Source organism: Streptomyces profundus (assembly GCF_020740535.1).
GTDB classification, from domain to species: domain Bacteria; phylum Actinomycetota; class Actinomycetes; order Streptomycetales; family Streptomycetaceae; genus Streptomyces; species Streptomyces profundus.
The window spans coordinates 6,402,989-6,427,369 of the sequence record NZ_CP082362.1; the positions used below are offsets into that span (position 1 = coordinate 6,402,989).

Here is a 24,381-nt window from a genome sequence, read left to right on the forward strand (position 1 = left end):
GTGGCAGATTCGGGCATCCCCGCCACGACCACGATTCCCGGACGGAAGAACGAGAGGTATGACGGGCAAATAGCCATTGTCGGCCTCGCGTCCCGACTGCCAGCCGCCCCGAACCCGGACGCCTTCTGGGAGCTGCTGAAAACCGGCACCAGCGCCATCACCTCCATACCAGCGGACCGGTGGGACGCCGACACCTACTTCGACGAGGACTTCTCCAGCCGCGGCAAGATGAACACCCGCTGGGGCGGCTTCCTCGACCATGTCGACCGCTTCGACGCCGCCTTCTTCGGCATCTCGCCCCGCGAAGCCGCCGCCATGGACCCCCAGCAGCGCCTCATGCTCGAACTGAGCTGGGAGGGCATGGAGCACGCCGGCATCGTCCCCGCCTCCCTCGGCACCACCAAGACCGGCGTCTTCTTCGGCGCCATCTGGGACGACTACGCCACACTCCTCTACCGGCACGGCGCCCAGGACATCAACGCCCACACCGTCACCGGCCTCCACCGCAGCATCATCGCCAACCGCGTCTCCTACGCCCTGCGGCTGCGCGGCCCCAGCATGACCGTCGACACCGGCCAGTCGTCGTCCCTCGTCGCCATCCACCTGGCTTGCGAGAACCTCCGCAGCGGCGCCTGCGACATCGCCATCGCCGGCGGCGTCAACCTCAACCTGATCCCCGAAAGCACCGTCGGCACCGCCAAGTTCGGCGCCCTCTCCCCGGACGGCCGCTGCTACACCTTCGACTCCCGCGCCAACGGCTATGTGCGCGGCGAAGGCGCGGGGCTCGTCGTGCTCAAGCCCCTCGAAGCGGCCATCGCCGACGGCGACACCGTCTACGCCGTCGTCCTCGGCAGCGCCATGAACAACGACGGCGGCGGCGAGGGCCTCACCGTCCCCACCACCGACGGCCAGGAGCAGGTCCTCCGCGACGCCTACGCCCAGGCCGGCGTCGACCCCCGCGACGTCCAGTACGTCGAACTGCACGGCACCGGCACCCGACGCGGCGACCCCGTCGAGGCCGCCGCCCTCGGCGCAGCCCTGGGTACCGACCGCGACGCCGACCACCCCCTCGCCGTCGGCTCCGTCAAGACCAACATCGGCCACCTCGAAGGCGCCGCCGGCATCGCCGGGCTGCTCAAGGTCGCGCTCTCCCTGCACCACCGCGAACTGCCCGCCAGCCTCAACTACCTGAGCCCCAACCCGGAGATCCCCCTCGACGAACTGCGCCTCCGGGTGCGAGCCGAACACGGCGAGTGGCCACGGACCGACCGGCCGCTCGTCGCCGGCGTCTCCGCCTTCGGCATGGGCGGCACCAACTGCCACATCGTGCTCGCCGAGGCGCCGAGCGAGGCCGCCGACACCCGCACCCAGGTCGTCTCCGGCGAACCCGCCCTTCCCGGCTCCCGTCCCGTCCTCCCCTGGCTGGTCTCCGCGCGCGGCTCCCAGGCCCTCGAACGGCAGGCCAGGCAACTGGCCTCGGTGGTCGCCGACCACGACCCGGTGGACGTCGGCTGGTCGCTGCTCTCCTCACGTTCGGCGCTGGAACACCGCGCGGTGGTGTGGGGCGACTCGGCCGACGAACTCGTCGCCGGGATGCGCGCCGTGGGCACCGGCGACGCCGCCGCACAGGTGGTCCGTGGTGTGGTGGGCGCCGACACCGGCGCGGGCTCGGTGTTCGTCTTCCCGGGTCAGGGTGGGCAGTGGATCGGGATGGGGCGTGGGTTGTTGGTGTCGTCGCCGGTGTTCGCGGCGCGGTTGGGGGAGTGTGAGGCGGCGTTGGCGCCGTGGGTGGACTGGTCGTTGGTGGGGGTGTTGGAGGGTGAGGATGAGGGGTGGTTGGAGCGGGTTGATGTGGTGCAGCCGGTGTTGTGGGCGGTGATGGTGTCGCTGGCGGCTGTGTGGGAGTCGGTGGGGGTGTCGCCGTCGGTGGTGGTGGGGCATTCGCAGGGTGAGATCGCGGCTGCTGTGGTGGCGGGTGGGTTGTCTCTTGGGGATGGTGCGCGGGTGGTGGCGTTGCGGTCGGCGGCGATCCGTGAGCTGGCCGGTAGTGGTGGGATGGTGTCGGTGGCGGCTGGTCCGGAGCGGGTCGCCGAACTCCTCGGTTCTGTTGAGGGGGTGTCGGTCGCGGCGTTCAATGGGCCTTCGGCGACGGTGGTGGCGGGTGAGGTGGCTGGTCTTGAGGCGTTGATGGTTGTGGCTGAGGCGGCGGGGATCAGGGCGCGTCGGGTTCCGGTGGACTATGCGTCGCATTCGGGGCATGTGGCGGCGATCGAGGAGCGGATTCTGACGGATCTGGCTCCGATCAGCCCGGCTTCGTCGGATGTTCCGTTGATCTCGGCCGTGACCGGGGAGCCGTTGGACACGGCGGAGATGGATGCCGCGTACTGGTATCGCAACCTGCGTCAGCCGGTGCGCTTCGCGGACGCGCTGAACCACGCGGTCGAGCAGGGGTTCCGCCGCGTCGTCGAGGTCTCCCCGCACCCCGTCCTGGTGATGGCCGTACGGGACCTGCTGGACACCTCGGAAACCACCGCCGTCGTCGTCGGCACCCTGCGCCGCAACGAGGACGAGACATCCCAACTGGTTGCCTCAGCAGCCGAGTTGTGGGTCAACGGCACCCCCGTCGACTGGACCACGCTCTACGCCGGCCGCGCCGTCCGCCGCATTGACCTGCCGACCTACGCCTTCCAACGCAAGCGCTACTGGGTGCGGCCCGAGAACGCCACCGCCATCGCCCAGACACCCCCCGAACTCCCCGAAGCCACCACACCGGCCAACGACGACGAGCCTCTCGACGCCCAACCGGAGCCCGTCACCGCCTGGGGCCAACGACTCGCCGGACTGACAGCCGCCGAGCAGAGCCGCGCCGTCCTCGACCGAGTGACGGCAGAGATCGCCATCGTCCTCGGCCACGCCCCCGGCGACACCATCGACACCGGCCGGCTCTTCAAGGACATCGGCTTCGACTCCCTCACCTCCGTCGAACTCCGCAACCGCCTCGCCGCAGCCACCGAACTCCCCCTCCCCTCCGGCCTGCTCTTCGACTACCCCACCCCCCAAACCCTCGCCTCCCACCTCCGCGCCGCCCTCCTCGACCTGCACGAGGACACCGCCATCCAGGTCACCGGACCGGCCGTGTCCGACGAACCGATCGCCATCGTCGGCATGGCGTGCCGCCTCCCCGGCGGCATCACCTCCCCCGAGGACCTGTGGCGCGCGGTGACCGAAGGCCGCGACGCCCTCACCCCCTTCCCGACCGACCGCGGCTGGGATCTCGACAGCCTCCACGCCGCCGACGCGTCACGTTCGGGAACGTCCTATGCCCGCGAAGGCGGCTTCCTCCACGACGCCCCTGACTTCGACGCCGAGTTCTTCGGCATCAGCCCGCGCGAAGCGCTCGCCATGGACCCCCAGCAGCGGCTGCTCCTGGAAACCTCCTGGGAGGCCCTTGAACGGGCCGGGCTGCCGCCCACCTCGCTGCGCGGTAGCCGCACCGGCGTCTTCGCCGGCGCCATGTCCATGGACTACGGCACCCGACTCCACGAGGCGTCCGAACGCGTCGAGGGCTACGCCCTGACCGGCGGCGCCGCGAGCGTTGTCTCCGGCCGCGTCTCCTACTCCTTCGGCCTTGAGGGCCCGGCGGTGACGGTCGACACGGCGTGCTCGTCGTCGCTGGTCGCGCTGCATCTGGCGGCTCAGGCGCTGCGCAACGGCGAGTGCGAGATGGCGCTCGCCGGCGGCGTCACCGTGATGCCCACGCCCGGCATGTTCGTCGAGTTCAGCCGACAGCGCGGCCTGGCCGCCGACGGCCGCTGCAAGCCGTTCGCCTCGGCGGCCGACGGCACCGGCTGGAGCGAGGGCGTCGGCGTCCTGGTACTGGAACGGCTGTCGGACGCGCGGCGCAACGGCCACCGGGTGCTGGCCGTGGTGAAGGGCTCGGCGATCAACCAGGACGGCGCGTCGAACGGACTAACCGCGCCCAACGGGCCCTCCCAACAGCGCGTCATCCGCGCCGCGTTGGCCAACGCGGGCCTCGCGACCGGCGACGTTGACGCGGTCGAGGCACATGGCACGGGAACCCGCCTCGGCGACCCGATCGAGGCCCAGGCGCTGCTCGCCACCTACGGCCAGGGCCGCGCCGAGGACCGGCCGCTGTGGCTGGGCTCGCTGAAGTCGAACATCGGCCACACGCAGGCCGCCGCCGGTGTCGCGGGCGTGATCAAGATGGTCATGGCGATGCGGGAGGGCGTCCTGCCCCGCAGCCTCCATATCGACGCCCCCTCGGAACACGTGGACTGGTCCGCCGGCGCCGTTGAGCTGCTCGCCGACGAGCGGGAGTGGACGGCGGACGAGGGCCGTCCGCGCCGGGCCGGCGTGTCGTCGTTCGGTATCAGCGGCACCAATGCGCATGTCATCGTCGAACAGGTCCCCGAGGACGCCGAACCGGGCCCGCTGGTGGTCCCGGGTGACGCGCTTCCGGTGGTGCCCTGGGTGCTCTCCGCCCATTCGGGTGAGGCGTTGGTGGCGCAGGCGGAGCGGTTGGCTGCGGTGGTGGGGGAGTTGGAGCCGGCGGATGTGGGGTGGTCGCTGGTCAACGGGCGGGCGGGGTTGTCGGCGCGTGGGGTGGTGTGGGGTCGGGATGCTGGTGAACTGATCGCTGGGCTGGGGTCGTTGGCGCCGGAGTCCGTGGTGGATGGTCGGTTCGCGTTGTTGTTCACGGGGCAGGGTGCGCAGCGGGCTGGGATGGGCGCGGAACTCGCCGCCACGTTCCCGGTGTTCGCCCAGGCGTTGAACGAGGTGTGTGCCGGATTCGATGGGTTGTTGCCGCGTCCGTTGGGTGAAGTGCTCAAGGACGAAACCAGCGGCGATCTGGATCGGACGGTGTTCACTCAGGCGGGGTTGTTCGCGGTTGAGGTGGCGTTGTGGCGGTTGGTGGAGTCCTTCGGGGTGCGGCCGGACTTTGTCGCCGGTCACTCCATCGGCGAGATCAGTGCCGCTTATGTGGCTGGGGTTTTCGACCTTGCGGATGCTTGTCGGTTGGTGGCGGCGCGTGGGTCGTTGATGCAGGCGTTGCCTTCGGGCGGGGCGATGCTTTCCGTGCAGGCGTCGGAGGAGACGGTTCGCGGGCTGACCGATCTCGATATCGCCGCCGTCAACGGTCCGCAGTCGGTGGTGGTCGCCGGCGATGAGGCCGCCATCGAGGCGTTGCGCGCGACGTTCACCGAAGAGGGCGTGAAGACACGGAAGTTGACCGTCTCGCATGCGTTCCACTCGCGGTTGATGGAGCCGATGCTGGCGGCCTTCGAGGAGGTTGCCGAGTCGCTGACCTACCGTGCGCCCGCGCTTCCCGTGATCTCCAATGTCACCGGCCAGGAGGCCGGCGTCGAGATCGCGACCGCCGCCTACTGGGTGGCGCATGTCCGGGCGACGGTGCGGTTTGCCGACGGGGTCGGTGCGCTGCGGGCGGCTGGGGTGACGACGTTCCTGGAGCTGGGCCCGGACGCCACGTTGACCGCGATGGGTGCCGAGTGCCTCGCGGAGGACGACACCGCCGCCGCGTTCGTTGCCACCACTCGCCGTGAACGGGACGAGGTGGCGACGTTCACCGCCGCGCTCTCCCGGGTCTGGGCCCGGGGCACGGATGTGAACTGGCGGGCCGCGTTCGCCGGCCGGTCCCTGCGCCAGGTCGATTTGCCGACCTACGCCTTCCAGCGGCGTCGCTACTGGTTGGCGGGTGAGACCGGTGGCGATCCGGCCGGGCTCGGTCAAAGCGCTGCCGGGCATCCGCTGTTGGGCGCCACGGTCAATCTGGCGGCCGAGGGCGGGGTGATGCTGACGGGGCGGCTCGCCCTCAGCACCCACCCGTGGCTGGCCGACCACGCCATCGCGGGCACCGTCCTCTTCCCCGGCACCGGCTTTGTCGAGCTCGCCGTCCGCGCCGGCGACGAGGTGGAGTGCGGGCAGGTGCGGGAGCTGACGCTCCAGGCACCGCTCGCGCTGCCCGAGCGAGGCGGCGTCCAGGTACAGGTCGTCGTCGGCGTCGCCGACGAGGTGGGGCACCGGGCGGTGCGGATCTACTCCCGCCCGGAGAACGCCGAAACCGAGGACGCGTGGACCTGCCACGCCGACGGCGTCCTCGGCCAGCAGGCACCCTCAATCGCGGGCAGCGACCTGGTGGCCTGGCCGCCGCAGGGTGCCGAAGCGGTCGATGTCTCGGCCTTCTACCCCACCGCCCATGCGGACGGCTATCAGTACGGCCCGGTGTTCCAGGGCCTGCGGGCCGCCTGGCGGCGCGGCGACGAGGTCTTTGTCGAGGTCGCCCTCCCGGAGACGGTTCAGGGCGACGCGCCCCGGTTCGGCCTGCACCCCGCCCTGCTGGACGCCGCCCTGCACGGCCTGCTGCTTGACGCGGGACGCGGACTGCGGCTTCCGTTCGCCTGGTCCGGCGTCTCACTCGCCGCCTCGGGCGCCACCGAGTTGCGCGCACGCTTCACCCCCGGCGGCGCCGACAGCTACACGATCACCGTCGCCGACGCCGCCGGCCAGCCGGTGGCGGCGATCGAGTCCCTCGCACTGCGCCCGGTCTCGGCCGGCCAACTCTCGCTCTCGCAGCAGGTCGAGCGGGACTCCCTGTTCCGGCTGGACTGGACGCCCATCGCCGCGGACGCGGCCAACGAGCCGCTGTCGCCGGAGGACTGGGCGGTGCTGGGCACCGACAGCCTTGGCCTGGACCTCCTTCGGACCGGCACGGACCTCGACCAACTCGCCAGCGACGGGAACGTTCCCTCGTATGTGCTGCTTCCCGTCCTCACGTTGGACGGGTCGGATGACGACGTCGCCGAGGCCGCGGCGGACACCGTCCTCGCAGTGCTGTCCACCCTGACCGCATGGTTGGCCGACGAACGCTACGCCGAGACGCGGCTGGTCGTGGCCACGCGCGGCGCGGTCACCACCGGCGGCGACGGTGACCTGACGGACCTGCCCACCGCCCCCGTCTGGGGTCTGTTGCGGTCGGCGCAGACAGAACACCCGGGCCGGATCGTCCTGTTGGACGTGGAGCCGGGTGTGGATGGTGTTGTTTCGGTGTTGGGGCGGGTGGTTGCTGGTGGTGAGTCGCAGGTGGTGGTGCGGGGTGGGGTGTTGTTGGTGCCTCGGTTGGTGCGGGTGTCGGCGGTTGGTGGGGGGTTGGTGCCGCCGGTGGGTGAGGTGGCGTGGCGGTTGGATGTGTTGGGTGGTGGGACGTTGGAGTCGTTGGCGTTGGTGCCGGCTCCTGGGGTGTTGGGTGGTTTGGGTGTGGGTGAGGTGCGGGTGGCGGTGCGTGCGGCGGGGTTGAACTTCCGTGATGTGTTGATGGGGTTGGGGATGTATCCGGGTGAGGTGATGCTCGGCAGCGAGGCCGCCGGTGTGGTGGTCGAGGTCGGCGCCGATGTCGAGCATGTGGCCGTCGGGGACTCGGTGTTCGGGCTGATCCCGCAGGGCTTCGGTACATCGGCCGTGGTCGATGCGCGGCTGGTCGCCCGAATGCCGGAGGGCTGGACGTTCGAGCAGGCCGCCTCGGTCCCCGTGGTGTTCCTGACGGCCTTCTACGGTCTGGTGGATCTGGCTGGGTTGCGGGCTGGGGAGTCGGTGTTGATCCATGCCGCCGCCGGTGGTGTGGGGATGGCGGCTGTGCAGGTCGCGCAGCATTTGGGTGCGCGGGTGTTCGCGACGGCGAGTGGGGCGAAGCAGTCGGTGGTGCGGGAGTTGGGGGTGGCGGGGGAGCGGATCGCGTCCTCGCGTGATCTGGACTTCCGCGATGTGTTCCTGGCCGGTACCGATGGTGCCGGTGTGGATGTGGTACTCGACTCGCTGGCGCGGGAGTTCGTCGACGCGTCGCTGGAACTCCTGCCGCGTGGCGGGCGGTTCCTGGAGATGGGCAAGACGGATATCCGCGACCCCGAACAGGTGGCGCGGGAACACCCCGGCGTCACCTACCGGGCCTTCGACGTGGCCGAGGCCGGGCCGGAACGCACCCAGGAGCTCCTCGTCGAGATCGTGCGGCTCTTCGAGGCGGGCGTGCTACGTCCGTTGCCGGTGCGGTCCTGGGATGTGCGGCGGGCGCCCGAAGCATTCCGCTTTATGAGCCAGGCCAAGCACATCGGCAAGATCGTGCTCACGGTGCCGGCCGGCCTTGACCCGAACGGCACGGTGCTGATCACCGGCGGCACGGGCACGCTGGGCGCGCTGCTGGCCCGCCACCTGGTCGCCGAGCGCGGCGTCACCTCGCTGCTGCTGACCAGCCGCGCCGGGCTGACCGCCCCTGGCGCCACTGAACTCGCCGCCGAACTCGTCGAGTTGGGCGCACGCGTGGAGATCGTCGGCTGCGACGCGGCCGACCGCGACCAGCTGGCCGCCGTGCTCGCCGCCATCCCCGCCGAGCACCCCCTGACCGGCGTCGTCCACGCGGCAGGCGTGGTGGACGACAGCACCGTCAGCTCGCTGACGCCCGAGCAGGTCCAGCGGGTCATGCGACCGAAGGCCAGGGCCGCGTGGAACCTGCACGAACTCACCCGCGACGCCGACCTCCGGCTCTTCCTGACGTACTCCTCCTGCGCCGGACTCCTCGGCAACGCCGGACAGGCCAACTACGCGGCGGCCAACACCTTCCTCGACGCGCTCGCCGCCCACCGCCGCGACCTTGGGCTCGCCGCCGTCTCCGTGGCCTGGGGCCTCTGGGGCGGTCCCGGCGGCATGGGCGCCGAGCTGGACGAGGCCGACGTCGCCCGCCTGGGACGCTCCGGTCTGGTCGCCATCGAACCCGCCGAAGGACTGCGGCTGTTCGACGCCGCCTGCGGCGCGGACGAGAGTCTCGTCATGGCGGCCCGCCTCGACTTCGCCGGGCTGCGGGGCCGTGCGGAACGCGGCACGGCCGTGCCCTCGGTGCTACGCGGCCTGGTGCGGATCGCCGGCCGACGGACGGCCGAAGCCGGCGCTGGCACGGGCGTGGACGGACTCCTCGGCTCGGCCCTCGCCGCGCTGCCGAGCACCGAGGAACGCGAGCGCTATGTCGTCGACGTGGTGCGCGGCCATGTGGCGTCCGTCCTGGGCCATGGTTCCGCGCGGGCGGTGGCGGTTGAGCGGTCGTTCAAGGAGTTGGGCTTCGACTCGTTGACCGGTGTGGAGTTGCGTAACCGGTTGATCTCGGCGACGGGTGTGCGGTTGCCGGCGGGTGTGGTGTTCGACTATCCGACGCCGGCCGCGTTGGGTGCGTTTGTGTTGGGCCAGGTGTGGCAGGGCGCGGAGGAGACGGTCGTCGCCTCGTCGGGGGCGGTGTCGCGTGCCGTGGTCGCCGTGGATGAGCCGATCGCGATTGTCGGGATGGCGTGCCGTTTCCCGGGCGGGGTGTCCTCGCCCGAGGAGCTGTGGCGGTTGGTCGAGGAGGGCGTGGACGCGGTCGGGGCGTTCCCGACCGACCGTGGCTGGGACCTCGACGGCCTCTATGACCCGGACCCGTCCCACTCGGGTACGTCGTATGCCCGCGAGGGTGGATTCCTCTATGACGCGGCCGAGTTCGATCCGGAGTTGTTCGGGATCAGCCCGCGTGAGGCGCTGGCCATGGATCCGCAGCAGCGGCTCCTCCTTGAGGCATCGTGGGAGGCCCTGGAGCGCGCCGGACTGTCGCCCACCTCGCTGCGTGGCAGCCAGACCGGCGTCTTCGCCGGAGCGATCGCCCAGGAATACGGCTCCCGGCTGCATGAGGCATCCCAGAACGTCGAGGGCTACGCCCTGACCGGCGGCACGGCCAGCGTCGTCTCCGGCCGCGTCGCCTACACCCTGGGCCTTGAGGGCCCGGCGGTGACGGTGGACACCGCCTGCTCGTCGTCCCTCGTCGCGCTGCACCTGGCCGCTCAGGCGCTGCGCAATGGTGAGTGCGAGATGGCGCTGGCCGGCGGCGTCACCGTGATGCCCACGCCCGGCATGTTTGTTGAGTTCAGTCGGCAGCGTGGGTTGGCGGCTGATGGTCGGTGTAAGCCGTTTGCTTCGGGGGCGGATGGTACGGGGTGGGCGGAGGGGGTTGGTGTTTTGGTTGTTGAGCGGTTGTCGGATGCGCGGCGTAAGGGTCATCGGGTGTTGGCGGTGGTGCGGGGTTCGGCGATTAATCAGGATGGTGCGTCGAATGGGTTGACGGCGCCGAATGGTCCGTCGCAGCAGCGGGTGATTCGGGCGGCGTTGGCTAATGCTGGGTTGTCGGTGGGTGATGTGGATGTGGTGGAGGCGCATGGGACTGGGACTCCTTTGGGGGATCCGATTGAGGCTGAGGCGTTGTTGGCGACGTATGGGCAGGGTCGGCCGGATGATCGGCCGTTGTGGTTGGGGTCGTTGAAGTCGAATATTGGTCATACGCAGGCGGCTTCGGGTGTTGCGGGTGTGATCAAGATGGTGATGGCGTTGCGGGCGGGGGTGTTGCCGCGGAGTTTGCATATTGATGAGCCGTCGGAGCATGTGGATTGGTCGGCGGGTGCGGTGTCGTTGTTGTCGGAGGCGCGGGAATGGGTGGATGGGGGTGTTCGTCGGGCGGGTGTGTCGTCGTTTGGTATTAGTGGGACGAATGCGCATGTGATTGTGGAGCAGGCGCCGGTGGATGAGGTGCCTGGTGCGGTGGTGGTCGCGGCGGATCGTGGTCCGGTGTGGGAGGGGGCGACGCTGCCGTGGGTGGTTTCCGCTGGTGGTGTCGAGGCGTTGACGGGGCAGTTGGCGCGTTTGTCGGATGTGGCGGTTGGGTTTGACGCGGTGGATGTGGGGTGGGCGTTGCTTTCTTCCCGTGCGGTGTTGGATCACCGTGCGGTGGTGTGGGGTTCTGAGCCGGGTGATGTGGTCCGTGGTGTGGTAGGTGCTGATGCTGGTTCGGGGTCGGTGTTCGTCTTCCCGGGTCAGGGTGGGCAGTGGATCGGGATGGGGCGTGGGTTGCTCGTCTCGTCGCCGGTGTTCGCGGCGCGGTTGGGTGAGTGTGAGGCGGCGTTGGCGCCGTGGGTGGACTGGTCGTTGGTGGGGGTGTTGGAGGGCGAGGACGAGGGGTGGTTGGAGCGGGTTGATGTTGTCCAGCCGGTGTTGTGGGCGGTGATGGTGTCCCTGGCCGCTGTGTGGGAGTCCGTCGGAGTGGTGCCGTCGGCTGTGGTGGGTCATTCGCAGGGTGAGATCGCTGCTGCGGTGGTGGCGGGTGGGTTGTCGTTGGAGGACGGTGCGCGGGTGGTGGCGTTGCGGTCGGCGGCGATCCGTGAGCTGGCCGGTAGTGGTGGGATGGTGTCGCTGGCCGCTGGTTCGGAGCGGGTCGTGGAGCTGTTGGGGTCTGTTGAGGGGGTGTCGGTCGCTGCGTTCAATGGGCCTTCGGCGACGGTGGTGGCGGGTGAGGTGGCTGGTCTTGAGGCGTTGATGGGTGTGGCTGAGGCGGCGGGGGTGCGGGCGCGTCGGGTTCCGGTGGACTATGCGTCGCATTCGGAGCATGTGGCGGCGATCGAGGAGCAGATTCTGACGGATCTGGCTCCGATCAGCCCGCGTTCGTCGGATGTTCCGTTGATCTCGGCCGTGACCGGGGAGCCGTTGGACACGGCGGAGATGGATGCCGCGTACTGGTATCGCAACCTGCGTCAGCCGGTCCGCTTCGCCGATGCCATGGACCACGCCGTGGGGCAGGACTTCCGCCGCATCGTGGAGGTCTCTCCGCATCCGGTTCTCACGGTGCCGGTGCAGGAGATCCTGGAGACCGCGGATGTCGCCGGTGTGGTCGTCGGCACCCTGCGCCGCAACGAGGACGAGGCGGCTCGACTGATCGCCTCGGCGGCCGAGTTGTGGGTCAACGGCACCTCCGTCGACTGGTCCGCGTTCTACGCCGGCCGCGCCGTCCAGCGGGTCGACCTGCCGACCTACGCCTTCCAACGCCAGCGGTACTGGCTGGTCGAGGAGGCCGGCCGAGCGGACATGAGTGGCGCCGGACTGGCGGCGGCCGAGCACCCACTGCTGGGCGCGGCGGTGCGGCTGGCCGGCGACGGCGGCGTGATGCTGACGGGTCGGCTGTCGTTGCGCAGCCACCCGTGGCTGGTCGACCACACCGTCAGCGGCACGGTGCTCTTCCCCGGGACCGGTTTCGTCGAGCTGGCGATCCGCGCCGGCGACGAGGTCGGCTGCGGCCAGGTGCGGGAGCTGACGCTACAGGCGCCGCTCACCCTGCCGGAACGCGAAGCCGTGCTGGTACAGGTGGTGGTCGGCGCGGCCGACGGCTCCGGCCAGCGGGAGGTGCGCGTCTACTCCCAGCCGGAGGACGCGGACGCCGAACTCCCGTGGACCTGCCATGCCGAGGGTGTGCTGGTCGCCGCGGCGGTGGACGCGGCGGCGGGGCCGGATCTGACGGTGTGGCCGCCTGCTGGCGCCGAGCCGGTCGATGTCTCTGGTTTCTATGCTGAGGTCGCTGCGGCTGGCTATGGGTATGGGCCGGTGTTCCAGGGGTTGCGTGCGGCTTGGCGGCGGGGCGAGGAGGTTTTCGCCGAGGTGACGTTGCCGGAGGAGGAGCACGCCCCGGCCGCCGCGTTCGGCATCCACCCGGCGCTCCTGGACGCGGCCCTGCACCCCATGCTGCTCGACGCGGGCGACGGTCTGCGTCTGCCGTTCACCTGGTCCGGCGTCTCCCTGCTCGCTGCCGGCGCGGCCTCGGTGCGGGTCCGGCTCGCGGTTCTCGGGGAGGACTCCGTCTCCGTCCGCATCGCTGATTCGACCGGCGAACCGGTCGCCGCCGTCGACGCGGTGACGCTGCGCCACGTCGCCGAGGACCAGCTCGCCGGGGCCGGGCAGGCGGGGCTCGACACACTCTTCCGGCTGGACTGGCCGGCGGTGCCGACGCCGGCGACCGTTCCCGCCGCCGAATGGGTTGTCTGGGGCGAGGACACCTTCGGCCTGTCCGGGCCCACCATGACCGACCTTGACGTGACGGACGATGGTTCCGCACCCTCCGTGGTCCTGCTGTGCGCGGCCGGGACCGATGGCACCGATACGGCCTCGGCCGCCCGCGCCTCGGTGCTGCGGGTGTGGGAGCGGATGTGCGCCTGGCTTGCGGATGAGCGGTTTGTGGATGGTCGGTTGGTTGTGGTGACGCGGGGTGCGGTGGCTGCTGGTGGTGGTGTGGTGGATCTGGTGTCTGCGCCGGTGTGGGGTTTGGTGCGGTCGGCTCAGTCGGAGCATCCTGGGCGTTTGGTTTTGGTGGATCTTGATCCTGAGGAGGTTGGGGCTGGGGCTGCGGGGGATGTGGCGTCGGTTGTGGGTTCGGTGTTGGCGTTGGATGAGCCGCAGGTGGCGGTGCGTGGTGGTGGGTTGGTGGTGCCGCGTTTGGTGCGGGCTGGGGTGTCTGGGGTGTCTGGGGTGGACTCCTCGGTTGGTGTGGTTGATGTGGGTGGGACGGTGTTGGTTACGGGTGGTACGGGGACGTTGGGTGGGTTGCTGGCGCGGCATTTGGTGGTGCGTTGTGGGGTGCGGTCTTTGGTGTTGACGAGTCGTCGTGGGTTGGCGGCTGAGGGTGCGGTGGGGTTGGTTGAGGAGTTGCGGGCGGTGGGGGCCATGGTTGAGGTGGTGGCGTGTGATGTGGCTGATCGGGAGGAGTTGGCGCGGGCGTTGTCGTTGGTGCCGGCGGAGTTCCCGTTGCGTGGGGTGGTGCACGCGGCCGGCGTACTCGACGACGGACTGGTGCGGAATCTCGATGCCGAACGAATTGAGCGCGTTCTTCGGCCCAAGATCGATGCGGCGATCAACCTGCATGAGCTGACGCTGGACATGGATCTCCAGCTCTTTGCTGTGTACTCGTCGTTCGCCGGGATTCTTGGTAATGCGGGTCAGGGGAATTATGCGGCGGGGAATGCTTTTGTTGATGGGTTGGTGGCGTATCGGCGTGGGTTGGGGTTGCCGGGTGTTTCGTTGGCGTGGGGTTTGTGGGGTGTGGAGTCGGGGTTGACGGGTGGTGTGTTGGGTCGTGGTGTGGGGGTTGCGGGTGGTGTGGTGGTGGGGTTGTCGGTGGATGAGGGGTTGGCTGCGTTTGATGTGGGTGTGGGGTTGGGTGGTTTGGTGGTGGGGGTTCGGTTTGATTGGGGTGTGTTGCGGGGGGTGGCTCGTGGTGGTGGGTTGTCGTCGGTGATGCGTGGGTTGGTGTCGGTGGGTGGTCGGCGTGTGGTGCGGGGTGGTGTGGTTGGTGGTTCTGGGTTGGTTGGGCGGTTGGCGGGTGTGGTGGAGGGTGAGCGGTTGGGTGTGGTGTTGGAGGTGGTGCGTGGTGCGGTGGCTGGTGTGTTGGGGCATGTGTCGGGTGAGGTGATTGGTGGGGAGCGGGCGTTCAAGGATTTGGGGTTTGATTCGTTGTTGGCGTTGGAGTTGCGTAATCGGTTGGGTGAGTTGGTGGGGTTGCGGTTGCCGGCGACGTTGGTGTTTGACTATCCGACTCCGGTGGCGTTGGCGGGGTTTGTGTTGGGTGAGTTGATGGGTTCTGGTGTGGTGGGTGAGGTGGTGTCGGGGGCTGTGGCGGGTTCTGGTGTGGTGGATGAGCCGGTGGTGATTGTGGGGATGGCTTGTCGTTATCCGGGTGGGGTGGGTTCGCCGGAGGATTTGTGGGGTTTGGTGCGTGCGGGTGGGGATGCGGTGGGTGGTTTTCCGGTGGATCGTGGTTGGGATGAGTCGCTTTATGATCCGGATCCGGATGCGCGGGGGAAGAGTTATGCGCGTGAGGGTGGGTTTTTGTATGATGTGGCGGATTTTGATGCGGAGTTGTTTGGGGTGTCGCCGCGTGAGGCGGTGGCGATGGATCCGCAGCAGCGGTTGTTGTTGGAGGCGTCGTGGGAGGCGTTTGAGCGTGCGGGTATTTCGGTGGATGGGGTTCGTGGTTCTCGGACGGGTGTGTTTACGGGGTCGATGTATCACGATTATGCGAGTCGTTTGACTCGGGTTCCTGAGGATGTTGAGGGGTATGTGGGGACGGGGACGTCTGGGAGTGTGGTTTCGGGTCGTTTGGCTTATACGTTTGGTCTTGAGGGTCCTGCGGTGACGGTGGATACGGCTTGTTCTTCGTCGCTTGTGGCGTTGCATTTGGCGGTGCAGGCGTTGCGTAATGGTGAGTGTGATTTGGCGTTGGCTGGTGGTGTGACGGTGATGTCGACGCCGGTGACGTTTATTGATTTTAGTCGGCAGCGTGGTTTGGCGGCTGATGGTCGGTGTAAGTCGTTTGCTTCGGCGGCGGATGGTACGGGTTGGTCTGAGGGTGTTGGTGTTTTGGTGGTGGAGCGGTTGTCGGATGCGTGGCGTCTTGGGCATCGGGTGTTGGCGGTGGTGGCGGGTTCGGCGGTGAATCAGGATGGTGCGTCGAATGGGTTGACGGCGCCGAATGGTCCGTCGCAGCAGCGGGTGATTCGGCAGGCTTTGCGGAGTGCTGGGTTGTCGGTGGGTGATGTGGACGTGGTGGAGGCGCATGGGACGGGTACGACTCTTGGGGATCCGATTGAGGCGCAGGCGTTGTTGGCGACGTATGGGCAGGGTCGGGCGGATGATCGGCCGTTGTGGTTGGGGTCGGTGAAGTCGAATATTGGTCATGCGCAGGCGGCTGCGGGTGTTGCGGGTGTGATCAAGATGGTGATGGCGTTGCGGGAGGGGGTGTTGCCGCGGAGTTTGCATATTGATGAGCCGTCGGAGCATGTGGATTGGTCGGCGGGTGCGGTTGAGTTGTTGAGGGATGAGCGGTCTTGGCCGGAGACGGGGCGTCCTCGTCGTGCGGGTGTGTCGTCGTTTGGTGCTTCGGGGACGAACGCGCATGTGATTGTGGAGCAGGCGCCAGAGGATGCCGAGCCGGGTGCGGTCGTCCTGCCGGGCGACCGGCTCCCCGTCCTCCCCTGGACCCTCTCCGCCCGCAACGCGGAAGCCCTGACGGCTCAGGCCGGCCGGCTCGCGGACGCGACCGACGAGCTGGATGCGGCGGACGTCGGCTGGTCGCTGGCGACTGGCCGTGCTGAGCTGCCGGCGCGTGCGGTGGTGTGGGGTCGGGACGCTGAGGAGTTGCGTTCCGGTCTCGGTTCGTTGGCGCCGGAGTCCGTGGTGGATGGTCGGTTGGCGTTGTTGTTCACGGGTCAGGGTGCGCAGCGGGCCGGGATGGGCGCGGAGCTCGCCGCCGCGTTCCCGGTGTTCGCGGAGGCGTTGGGTGAGGTGTGTGCGGGGTTCGATGGGTTGTTGCCGCGTCCGTTGGGTGAAGTGCTCAAGGACGAAACCAGCGGCGATCTGGATCGGACGGTGTTCACTCAGGCGGGGTTGTTCGCGGTTGAGGTGGCGTTGTGGCGGTTGGTGGAGTCGTTTGGGGTGCGGCCGGACTTTGTCGCCGGGCATTCGATTGGTGAGATCAGCGCCGCTTATGTGGCTGGGGTTTTCGACCTTGCGGATGCTTGTCGGTTGGTGGCGGCGCGTGGGTCGTTGATGCAGGCGTTGCCGGCCGGTGGGGCGATGCTCTCCGTGCAGGCGTCGGAGGAGACGGTCCGAGAGCTGACCGATCTCGATATCGCCGCCGTCAACGGCCCGCGATCCGTCGTCGTCGCCGGTGACGAGGCCGCCATCGAGCGGCTTCGCGCGACGTTCGCCGAAGAGGGCGTGAAGACACGGAAGTTGACCGTCTCGCATGCGTTCCACTCGCGGTTGATGGAGCCGATGCTGGCGGAGTTCGGGCGGGTTGCCGAGTCGCTGACCTACCGTGCGCCCGCGCTTCCCGTGATCTCGAATGTCACCGGCCAGGAGGCCGGCGTCGAGATCGCGACCGCCGAGTACTGGGTGGCGCATGTCCGGGCGACGGTGCGGTTCGCCGATGGGGTCGGTGCGTTGCGGGCGGCCGGGGTGACGACGTTCCTGGAGCTGGGCCCGGACGCCACCCTCACCGCGATGGGCGCCGAGTGCCTGCCCGAGAACGACACCACCACCGCGTTCGTTGCCACCACCCGCCGTGAGCACGGCGAGGTGGCGACGTTCACCGCCGCGCTCTCCCGCGTGTGGGCGCGGGGCGCGGACGTGGACTGGCGGGCGGCGTTCGCCGGCCGGTCCCTGCGCCAGGTCGACCTGCCGACCTACGCCTTCCAGCGGCGGCGCTACTGGCTGGAGGGTGACACCAGCGGCGATCCGACGGGCCTCGGCCTTGGCGCGGCGGAGCACCCGTTGCTTGGTGCGGCGGTCAATCTGGCCGGTGCGAGCGGCCTGGTCCTGACCGGTCGGCTTTCGTTGCGCGGTCAGCCGTGGCTTACCGATCACGCGGTTGTTGGCACGGTGCTCTTCCCCGGCACGGGGTTTGTCGAGTTGGCTGTGCGCGCGGGTGACGAGGTCCAGTGTGGGCAGGTGCGGGAGTTGACGCTCCAGGCGCCGTTGGTGCTGCCCGAGCGTGGTGGCGTTCAGGTGCAGGTCGTGGTGGGCGGTCCGGATGACGCCGGGCAGCGTGAGGTGCGGATCTACTCCCGCCCGGAGAACGCCCAGGCGGAAGAGGCGTGGGCCTGCCACGCCGACGGTCTCCTCGTCGCCGAGGCCGCGGAGACCAACGCCGCCACGGGCCTGGAGACGTGGCCGCCCCGGGAGGCCGAGGCGCTGAACCTCACCGCCTTCTATGCGGAGGCCGAGGCCGCCGGCTATGGGTATGGGCCGGTGTTCCAGGGGTTGCGTGCGGCTTGGCGGCGTGGTGAGGAGGTCTTCGCCGAGGTCGAGCTGCCGGAGCGGGAGCACTCCGCCGCGGCCAGGTATGGCATCCACCCGGCGCTGCTGGACGCGGCCCTGCACGCTCTGCTGACCGATGGCAGCCAGGGGCTTCGGTTGCCGTTTGTGTGGTCGGGTGTGTCGTTGGTGGCGTCGGGTGCGGTGTCGGTGCGGGTGCGGTTGGTGCCGGCGGGTTCGGATGCGTTCTCGTTGGTGGTGGCGGATGGTGCTGGTGGGTTGGTGGCTCGGGTGGAGTCGTTGGCGTTGCGGCCGGTGTCGGCCGATCAGTTGACGGCTGCCGTTGGTGGCGCCTCGGAGCTGGATGCCCTCTTCCGCCTGGAGTGGACCCCGGCTCAGGCTCAGCCCGGGGACGTGCTGGAGGCGCAGCGGCCGGAGTGGGCCGTTCTGGGGCCACAGGGCGACTTCGCCGGCGTGGCGGAGCTGTTGGCGTCCGCCGACGAGGACGCCATGCCGGCGACGGTGGTGCTGCCCCTGCTGTCGGGTGGCGGCGATGATGCGGTGGAGACCACGAGCGAGGTCCTGAAGCTGGTCCAGGAGTTCCTGGCGGATGAGAGGTTGACGGGTGCCCGGCTGGTCGTTGTCACGCGCGGCGCGGTCGCCGGCGGCCCGGGCGAGGATGTCACCGACCTGACCCATGCTCCGGTGTGGGGTCTGGTGCGCTCGGTCCAGGCGGAGTTGCCCGACCGTGTGTTCCTCGCCGACCTGGACCCGGCGGCTCCCGTCTCGGAGGAGGCCATCGCGGTGGCGGTCTCCTCACTCCTCGTTGGGGTTGAGTCGCAGGTGGTGGTGCGGGGTGGTGTGGTGTTGGTGGGTCGTTTGGTGCGGGTGTCGGCGGTTGGTGGTGGGTTGGTGGCGCCGGTGGGTGAGGTGGCGTGGTCGGTGCAGTCGGTGGGTGGGGGGACGTTGGATTCGTTGGCGTTGGTGGCGGAGCCGGGTGCGGGGGGTGTGTTGGGTGCGGGTGAGGTGCGGGTTGCGGTGCGTGCTGGTGGGTTGAACTTCCGTGATGTGTTGATGGGGTTGGGGATGTATCCGGGGGAGGCGGTGTTGGGTGGTGAGGCTGCTGGTGTGGTGGTTGAGGTGGGTTCGGGTGTTGGGCATGTGGGGGTGGGGGATCGGGTGTTTGGGTTGATTCAGCGTGGGTTTGGTCCGTTGGCGAGGGTGGATGGTCGGTTGGTGGCGCGGATGCCGGAGGGGTGGTCGTTTGAGGAGGCGGCTTCGGTTCCGGTGGTGTTTTTGACGGCGTATTACGGGTTGGTGGATTTGGCTGGGTTGGGGGCTGGGGAGTCGGTGTTGGTGCATGCGGCTGCTGGTGGTGTGGGGATGGCGGCTGTGCAGTTGGCGCGGTATTTGGGTGCGACGGTGTTTGCGACGGCGAGTGAGGCGAAGCAGTCGGTGGTGCGGGAGTTGGGGGTGGCGGGGGAGCGGATCGCTTCTTCGCGTGATGTGGGTTTCCGGGATGCGTTCTTGGCTGTTACGGGTGGTGCTGGGGTGGATGTGGTGTTGGATTCGTTGGCGGGGGAGTTTGTTGATGCGTCTCTTGATTTGTTGCCGCGTGGTGGGCGGTTCTTGGAGATGGGTAAGACGGATATTCGTGATCCGGAGCGGGTTGCTCGGGAGCATTCGGGTGTTGTGTATGAGGCGTTTGATATGCGGGATGCGGGTCCGGATAGGATTGGGGAGATGCTTGGGGAGTTGTTGGTTTTGTTTGGGCGGGGTGTGTTGCGTCCGTTGCCGGTGCGGTCTTGGGATGTGCGGCGGGCGCCTGATGCGTTTCGGTTTATGAGTCAGGCTAGGCATGTTGGCAAGATTGTGTTGACGGTGCCGGTTGGTCTTGATCCGGATGGCACGGTGTTGGTTACGGGTGGTACGGGGACGCTTGGTTCGTTGTTGGCTCGTCATTTGGTGGTTGAGCGTGGTGTGAGGTCTCTTGTTCTGACGAGTCGTGCTGGTTTGGATGCGCCGGGTGCTGTTGAGCTTGTGGGGGAGCTTGTTGGGTTGGGTGCGCGGGTGGAGGTTGTGGCGTGTGATGTTGCTGATCGTGGTGAGTTGGCGTTGGTGCTTTCTGCGATTCCGGTTGAGTTTCCGTTGACTGGTGTGGTGCATGCGGCTGGTGTGGTGGATGACGGGTTGGTGGGTTCGTTGACGTTGGAGCAGTTGCGGCGGGTGATGCGGCCGAAGGTGGAGGCGGCGTGGAATTTGCATGAGTTGACGCGGGATGCTGGGTTGGCGATGTTTGTTCTTTATTCTTCGGCTGCGGGTGTGTTCGGTAATCCGGGGCAGGCGAATTATGCGGCGGCCAATGCCTATTTGGATGCGTTGGCGGCGCATCGTCGGGCCAACGGTCTGCCCGCCACCTCACTCGCCTGGGGCCTGTGGGGCGGCGTGGGTGGCATGGGCGGCGAGCTGGACGAGGCCGATGTCGCTCGTCTGGGACGTTCCGGAGTCGTCGCCCTGTCGGCCACCGAGGGCCTGAAGCTCTTCGACGTGGCGTGTGGTGTGGACGAGGGACTGGTCGTGGCGGCGCGGCTGGATGTCGCCGGGCTGCGGGGCCGTGCGGAACGCGGTGCCGTCGTGCCCTCGCTGCTGCGAGGGCTGGTGCGGGTCTCCGGCCGGCGCGCGGTGGGAGCCGCCTCGGGCGCGGCCGGCGGTGCGCTCGCCAGCACGCTGGCAGGGCTGGGCACGGACAGCGAACGGGAACGCCATGTGGTGGACCTGGTGCGCGGCCATGTGGCGTCTGTCCTGGGCCATGGTTCCGCGCGGGCGGTGGCGGTTGAGCGGTCGTTCAAGGAGTTGGGCTTCGACTCGTTGACCGGTGTGGAGTTGCGTAACCGGTTGATTTCGGCGACGGGTGTGCGGTTGCCGGCGGGTGTGGTGTTCGACTATCCGACGCCGGCCGCGTTGGGTGCGTTTGTGTTGGGCCAGGTGTGGCAGGGCGCTGAGGAGACGGTCGTCGCCTCGTCGGGTGCGGTGTCGCGTGCCGCGGTCGCCGTGGATGAGCCGATCGCGATTGTCGGGATGGCGTGCCGTTTCCCGGGTGGGGTGTCCTCGCCCGAGGAGCTGTGGCGGTTGGTCGAGGAGGGCGTGGACGCGGTCGGGGCGTTCCCGACCGACCGTGGTTGGGACCTCGACGCGCTCTATGACCCGGACCCGTCCCACTCGGGCACCACTTATGCCCGCGAGGGTGGATTCCTCTACGACGCGGCCGAGTTCGATCCGGAGTTGTTCGGGATCAGCCCGCGTGAGGCGCTGGCCATGGATCCGCAGCAGCGGCTCCTCCTTGAGGCTTCGTGGGAGGCCCTGGAGCGCGCCGGACTGCCGCCCACCTCGCTGAAGGGCACGGCCAGCGGTGTCTTTGTCGGCGCCGGCTATCCGAGCTATCTCGTGGACCTCCAGCACACGCCGGACGTGGCCGAGGGCTTCTCCCTCACCGGCACCACTACGAGCGTGATCTCCGGCCGCGTCGCCTACACGCTCGGGCTTGAGGGCCCGGCGCTGACGGTGGACACGGCGTGCTCCTCTTCGCTGGTGGCGCTGCATCTGGCTGTTCAGTCACTGCGCAATGGTGAGTGCGAGATGGCGCTGGCCGGCGGTGTGACGGTCATGCCGAAGCCGGGCATCTTCGTTGAGTTCAGTAGGCAGCGTGGGTTGGCGGCTGATGGTCGGTGTAAGCCGTTTGCTTCGGGGGCGGATGGTACGGGGTGGGCGGAGGGGGTTGGTGTTCTGGTTGTTGAGCGGTTGTCGGATGCGCGGCGTAAGGGTCATCGGGTGTTGGCGGTGGTGCGGGGTTCGGCGATTAATCAGGATGGTGCGTCGAATGGGTTGACGGCGCCGAATGGTCCGTCGCAGCAGCGGGTGATTCGGGCGGCGTTGGCTAATGCGGGTCTTTCGGTGGGTGATGTGGATGTGGTGGAGGCGCATGGGACTGGTACTCCTTTGGGTGATCCGATTGAGGCTGAGGCGTTGTTGGCGACGTATGGGCAGGGTCGGCCGGATGATCGGCCGTTGTGGTTGGGGTCGTTGAAGTCGAATATTGGTCATACGCAGGCGGCTTCGGGTGTTGCGGGTGTGATCAAGATGGTGATGGCGTTGCGGGCGGGGGTGTTGCCGCGGAGTTTGCATATTGATGAGCCGTCGGAGCATGTGGATTGGTCGGCGGGTGCGGTGTCGTTGTTGTCGGAGGCGCGGGAATGGGTGGATGGGGGTGGGGGTCGTCGGGCGGGTGTGTCGTCGTTTGGTATTAGTGGGACGAATGCGCATGTGATTGTGGAGCAGGCGCCGGTGGATGAGGTGCCTGGTGCGGTGGTGGTCGCGGCGGATCGTGGTCCGGTGTGGGAGGGGGCGACGCTTCCGTGGGTGGTTTCCGCTGGTGGTGCGGAGGCGTTGACGGGGCAGTTGGCGCGTTTGTCGGATGTGGCGGTTGGGTTTGACGCGGTGGATGTGGGGTGGGCGTTGCTTTCCTCGCGTGCGGTGTTGGATCACCGTGCGGTGGTGTGGGGTTCTGAGCCGGGTGATGCGGTCCGTGGTGTGGTGGGTGCCGACACCGGCGCGGGCTCGGTGTTCGTCTTCCCGGGTCAGGGTGGGCAGTGGGTGGGGATGGGGCGTGGGCTGCTTGTCTCGTCGCCGGTGTTCGCGGCGCGGTTGGGTGAGTGTGAGGCGGCGTTGGCGCCGTTTGTGGACTGGTCGTTGGTGGGCGTGTTGGAGGGTGAGGACGAGGGGTGGTTGGAGCGGGTTGACGTTGTCCAGCCGGTGTTGTGGGCGGTGATGGTGTCGCTGGCCGCTGTGTGGGAGTCGGTGGGGGTGGTGCCGTCGGTGGTGGTGGGGCATTCGCAGGGTGAGATAGCGGCTGCTGTGGTGGCGGGTGGGCTGTCGTTGGAGGATGGTGCGCGGGTGGTGGCGTTGCGGTCGGCGGCTATCCGGGAGCTGGCCGGGTCCGGTGGGATGGTGTCGGTGGCCGCTGGTCCGGAGCGGGTCGCCGAACTCCTCGGTTCTGTTGAGGGTGTGTCGGTCGCTGCGTTCAATGGGCCTTCGGCGACGGTGGTGGCGGGTGAGGTGGCTGGTCTTGAGGCGTTGATGGGTGTGGCTGAGGCGGCGGGGATCAGGGCGCGTCGGGTTCCGGTGGACTATGCGTCGCACTCTGCTCATGTGGCGGCGATCGAGGAGCGGATTCTGACCGATCTCGCCCCGATCAGCCCACGGGCGGGGAATGTTCCGTTGATCTCGGCCGTGACCGGCGAGCCGTTGGACACAGCGGAGATGGACGCCGCGTACTGGTACCGCAACCTGCGCCAACCGGTGCGCTTCGCGGACGCGCTGAACCACGCGGTCGAGCAGGGTTTCCGCCGCGTCGTCGAGGTCTCCCCGCACCCCGTTCTCGTCATGTCGGTGCAGGAGGTTGTGGAGGCGGCCGGCGCGTCGGGCGTGGTCGTCGGCACTCTGCGCCGCAATGAGGATGAGGCGGCTCGACTGATCGCATCGGCGGCCGAGTTGTGGGTCAACGGCACCTCGGTTGACTGGTCCGCATTCTATGCCGGCCGCGCCGTCCAGCGGGTCGACCTGCCGACCTACGCCTTCCAACGCCAGCGGTACTGGCTGGTCGAGGAGATGGGCCGGGCCGATGTGAGCGGTGCCGGTCTCACCGCCGCCGGCCACCCGCTGCTGGGCGCGTCCGTCACGCTCGCCACGGATGGCGGTGTGATGTTGACGGGTCGGCTGTCGTTGCGCAGCCACCCGTGGCTGGTCGACCACACCGTCAGCGGCACGGTGCTCTTCCCCGGGACGGGCTTCGTCGAGCTCGCGATCCGTGCCGGCGACGAGGTCGAGTGCCCGCAGCTCGCCGACCTCACGCTGCAAGCCCCTCTGGTGCTTCCGACCCGCGGCGCCGTTCAGGTGCAGGTCGCCGTTGCCGCGCCGGACGGTGCGGGACGTCGGGATGTGCGCGTCTACTCCCGAGGTGAGGACGCTGACGCGCGTGACGCGTGGGTGTGCCATGCCGAGGGTGTGCTGGTCGCCGGGGCGGTGGACGCGGCGGCGGGGCCGGATCTGACGGTGTGGCCGCCTGCTGGCGCCGAGCCGGTCGATGTCTCTGGTTTCTATGCTGAGGTCGCTGCGGCTGGCTATGGGTATGGGCCGGTGTTCCAGGGGTTGCGTGCGGCTTGGCGGCGGGGCGAGGAGGTTTTCGCCGAGGTGACGTTGCCGGAGGAGGAGCACGCCTCGGCCGCCGCGTTCGGCATCCACCCGGCGCTCCTGGACGCGGCCCTGCACGTGAACGGTCTCGCCGCCGGGACCGGGGAGGACGTGCGCCTGCCGTTCGCCTGGTCCGGGGTGTCCCTGCTCGGTGCGGGTGCCGCCTCGGTGCGGGTCCGACTGCTGCCGCGAGGCGCGGACGCGCTGTCTCTGCACCTCGCCGACAGCACCGGCCAGCCGGTGGCCAGCGTGGCATCGCTGTCCGTGCGCCCCATCTCCGCCGAGCAGTTGACGGCTGCGGCGGCCGGCGGCGCCGACGCCGGCAATGTGCTCTTCCGCCTGGACTGGACCGCGTCGGGCCTGGTCTCCGCCGACGCCGACGAGACGGTTCCGGCGCCGGACACCTGGGTGTCGCTCGACGACAACGACGACCGGTTCGGTCTCGGGGTGCGCCGCGTCACGGAG

1 protein-coding gene (running past one end of the window) is annotated in these 24,381 nt (G+C 68.9%); it reads left to right on the forward strand.

Translation table 11 applies throughout. The features are described from left to right. Window positions 1-24,381, forward strand: the 5' portion of a protein-coding gene (locus K4G22_RS27425; RefSeq protein WP_228083142.1) for a type I polyketide synthase. It continues 22,680 nt past the right edge of the window; 24,381 of the gene's 47,061 nt are visible here — the first part of the coding sequence; its start codon is at window positions 1-3; the stop codon falls past the right edge of the window.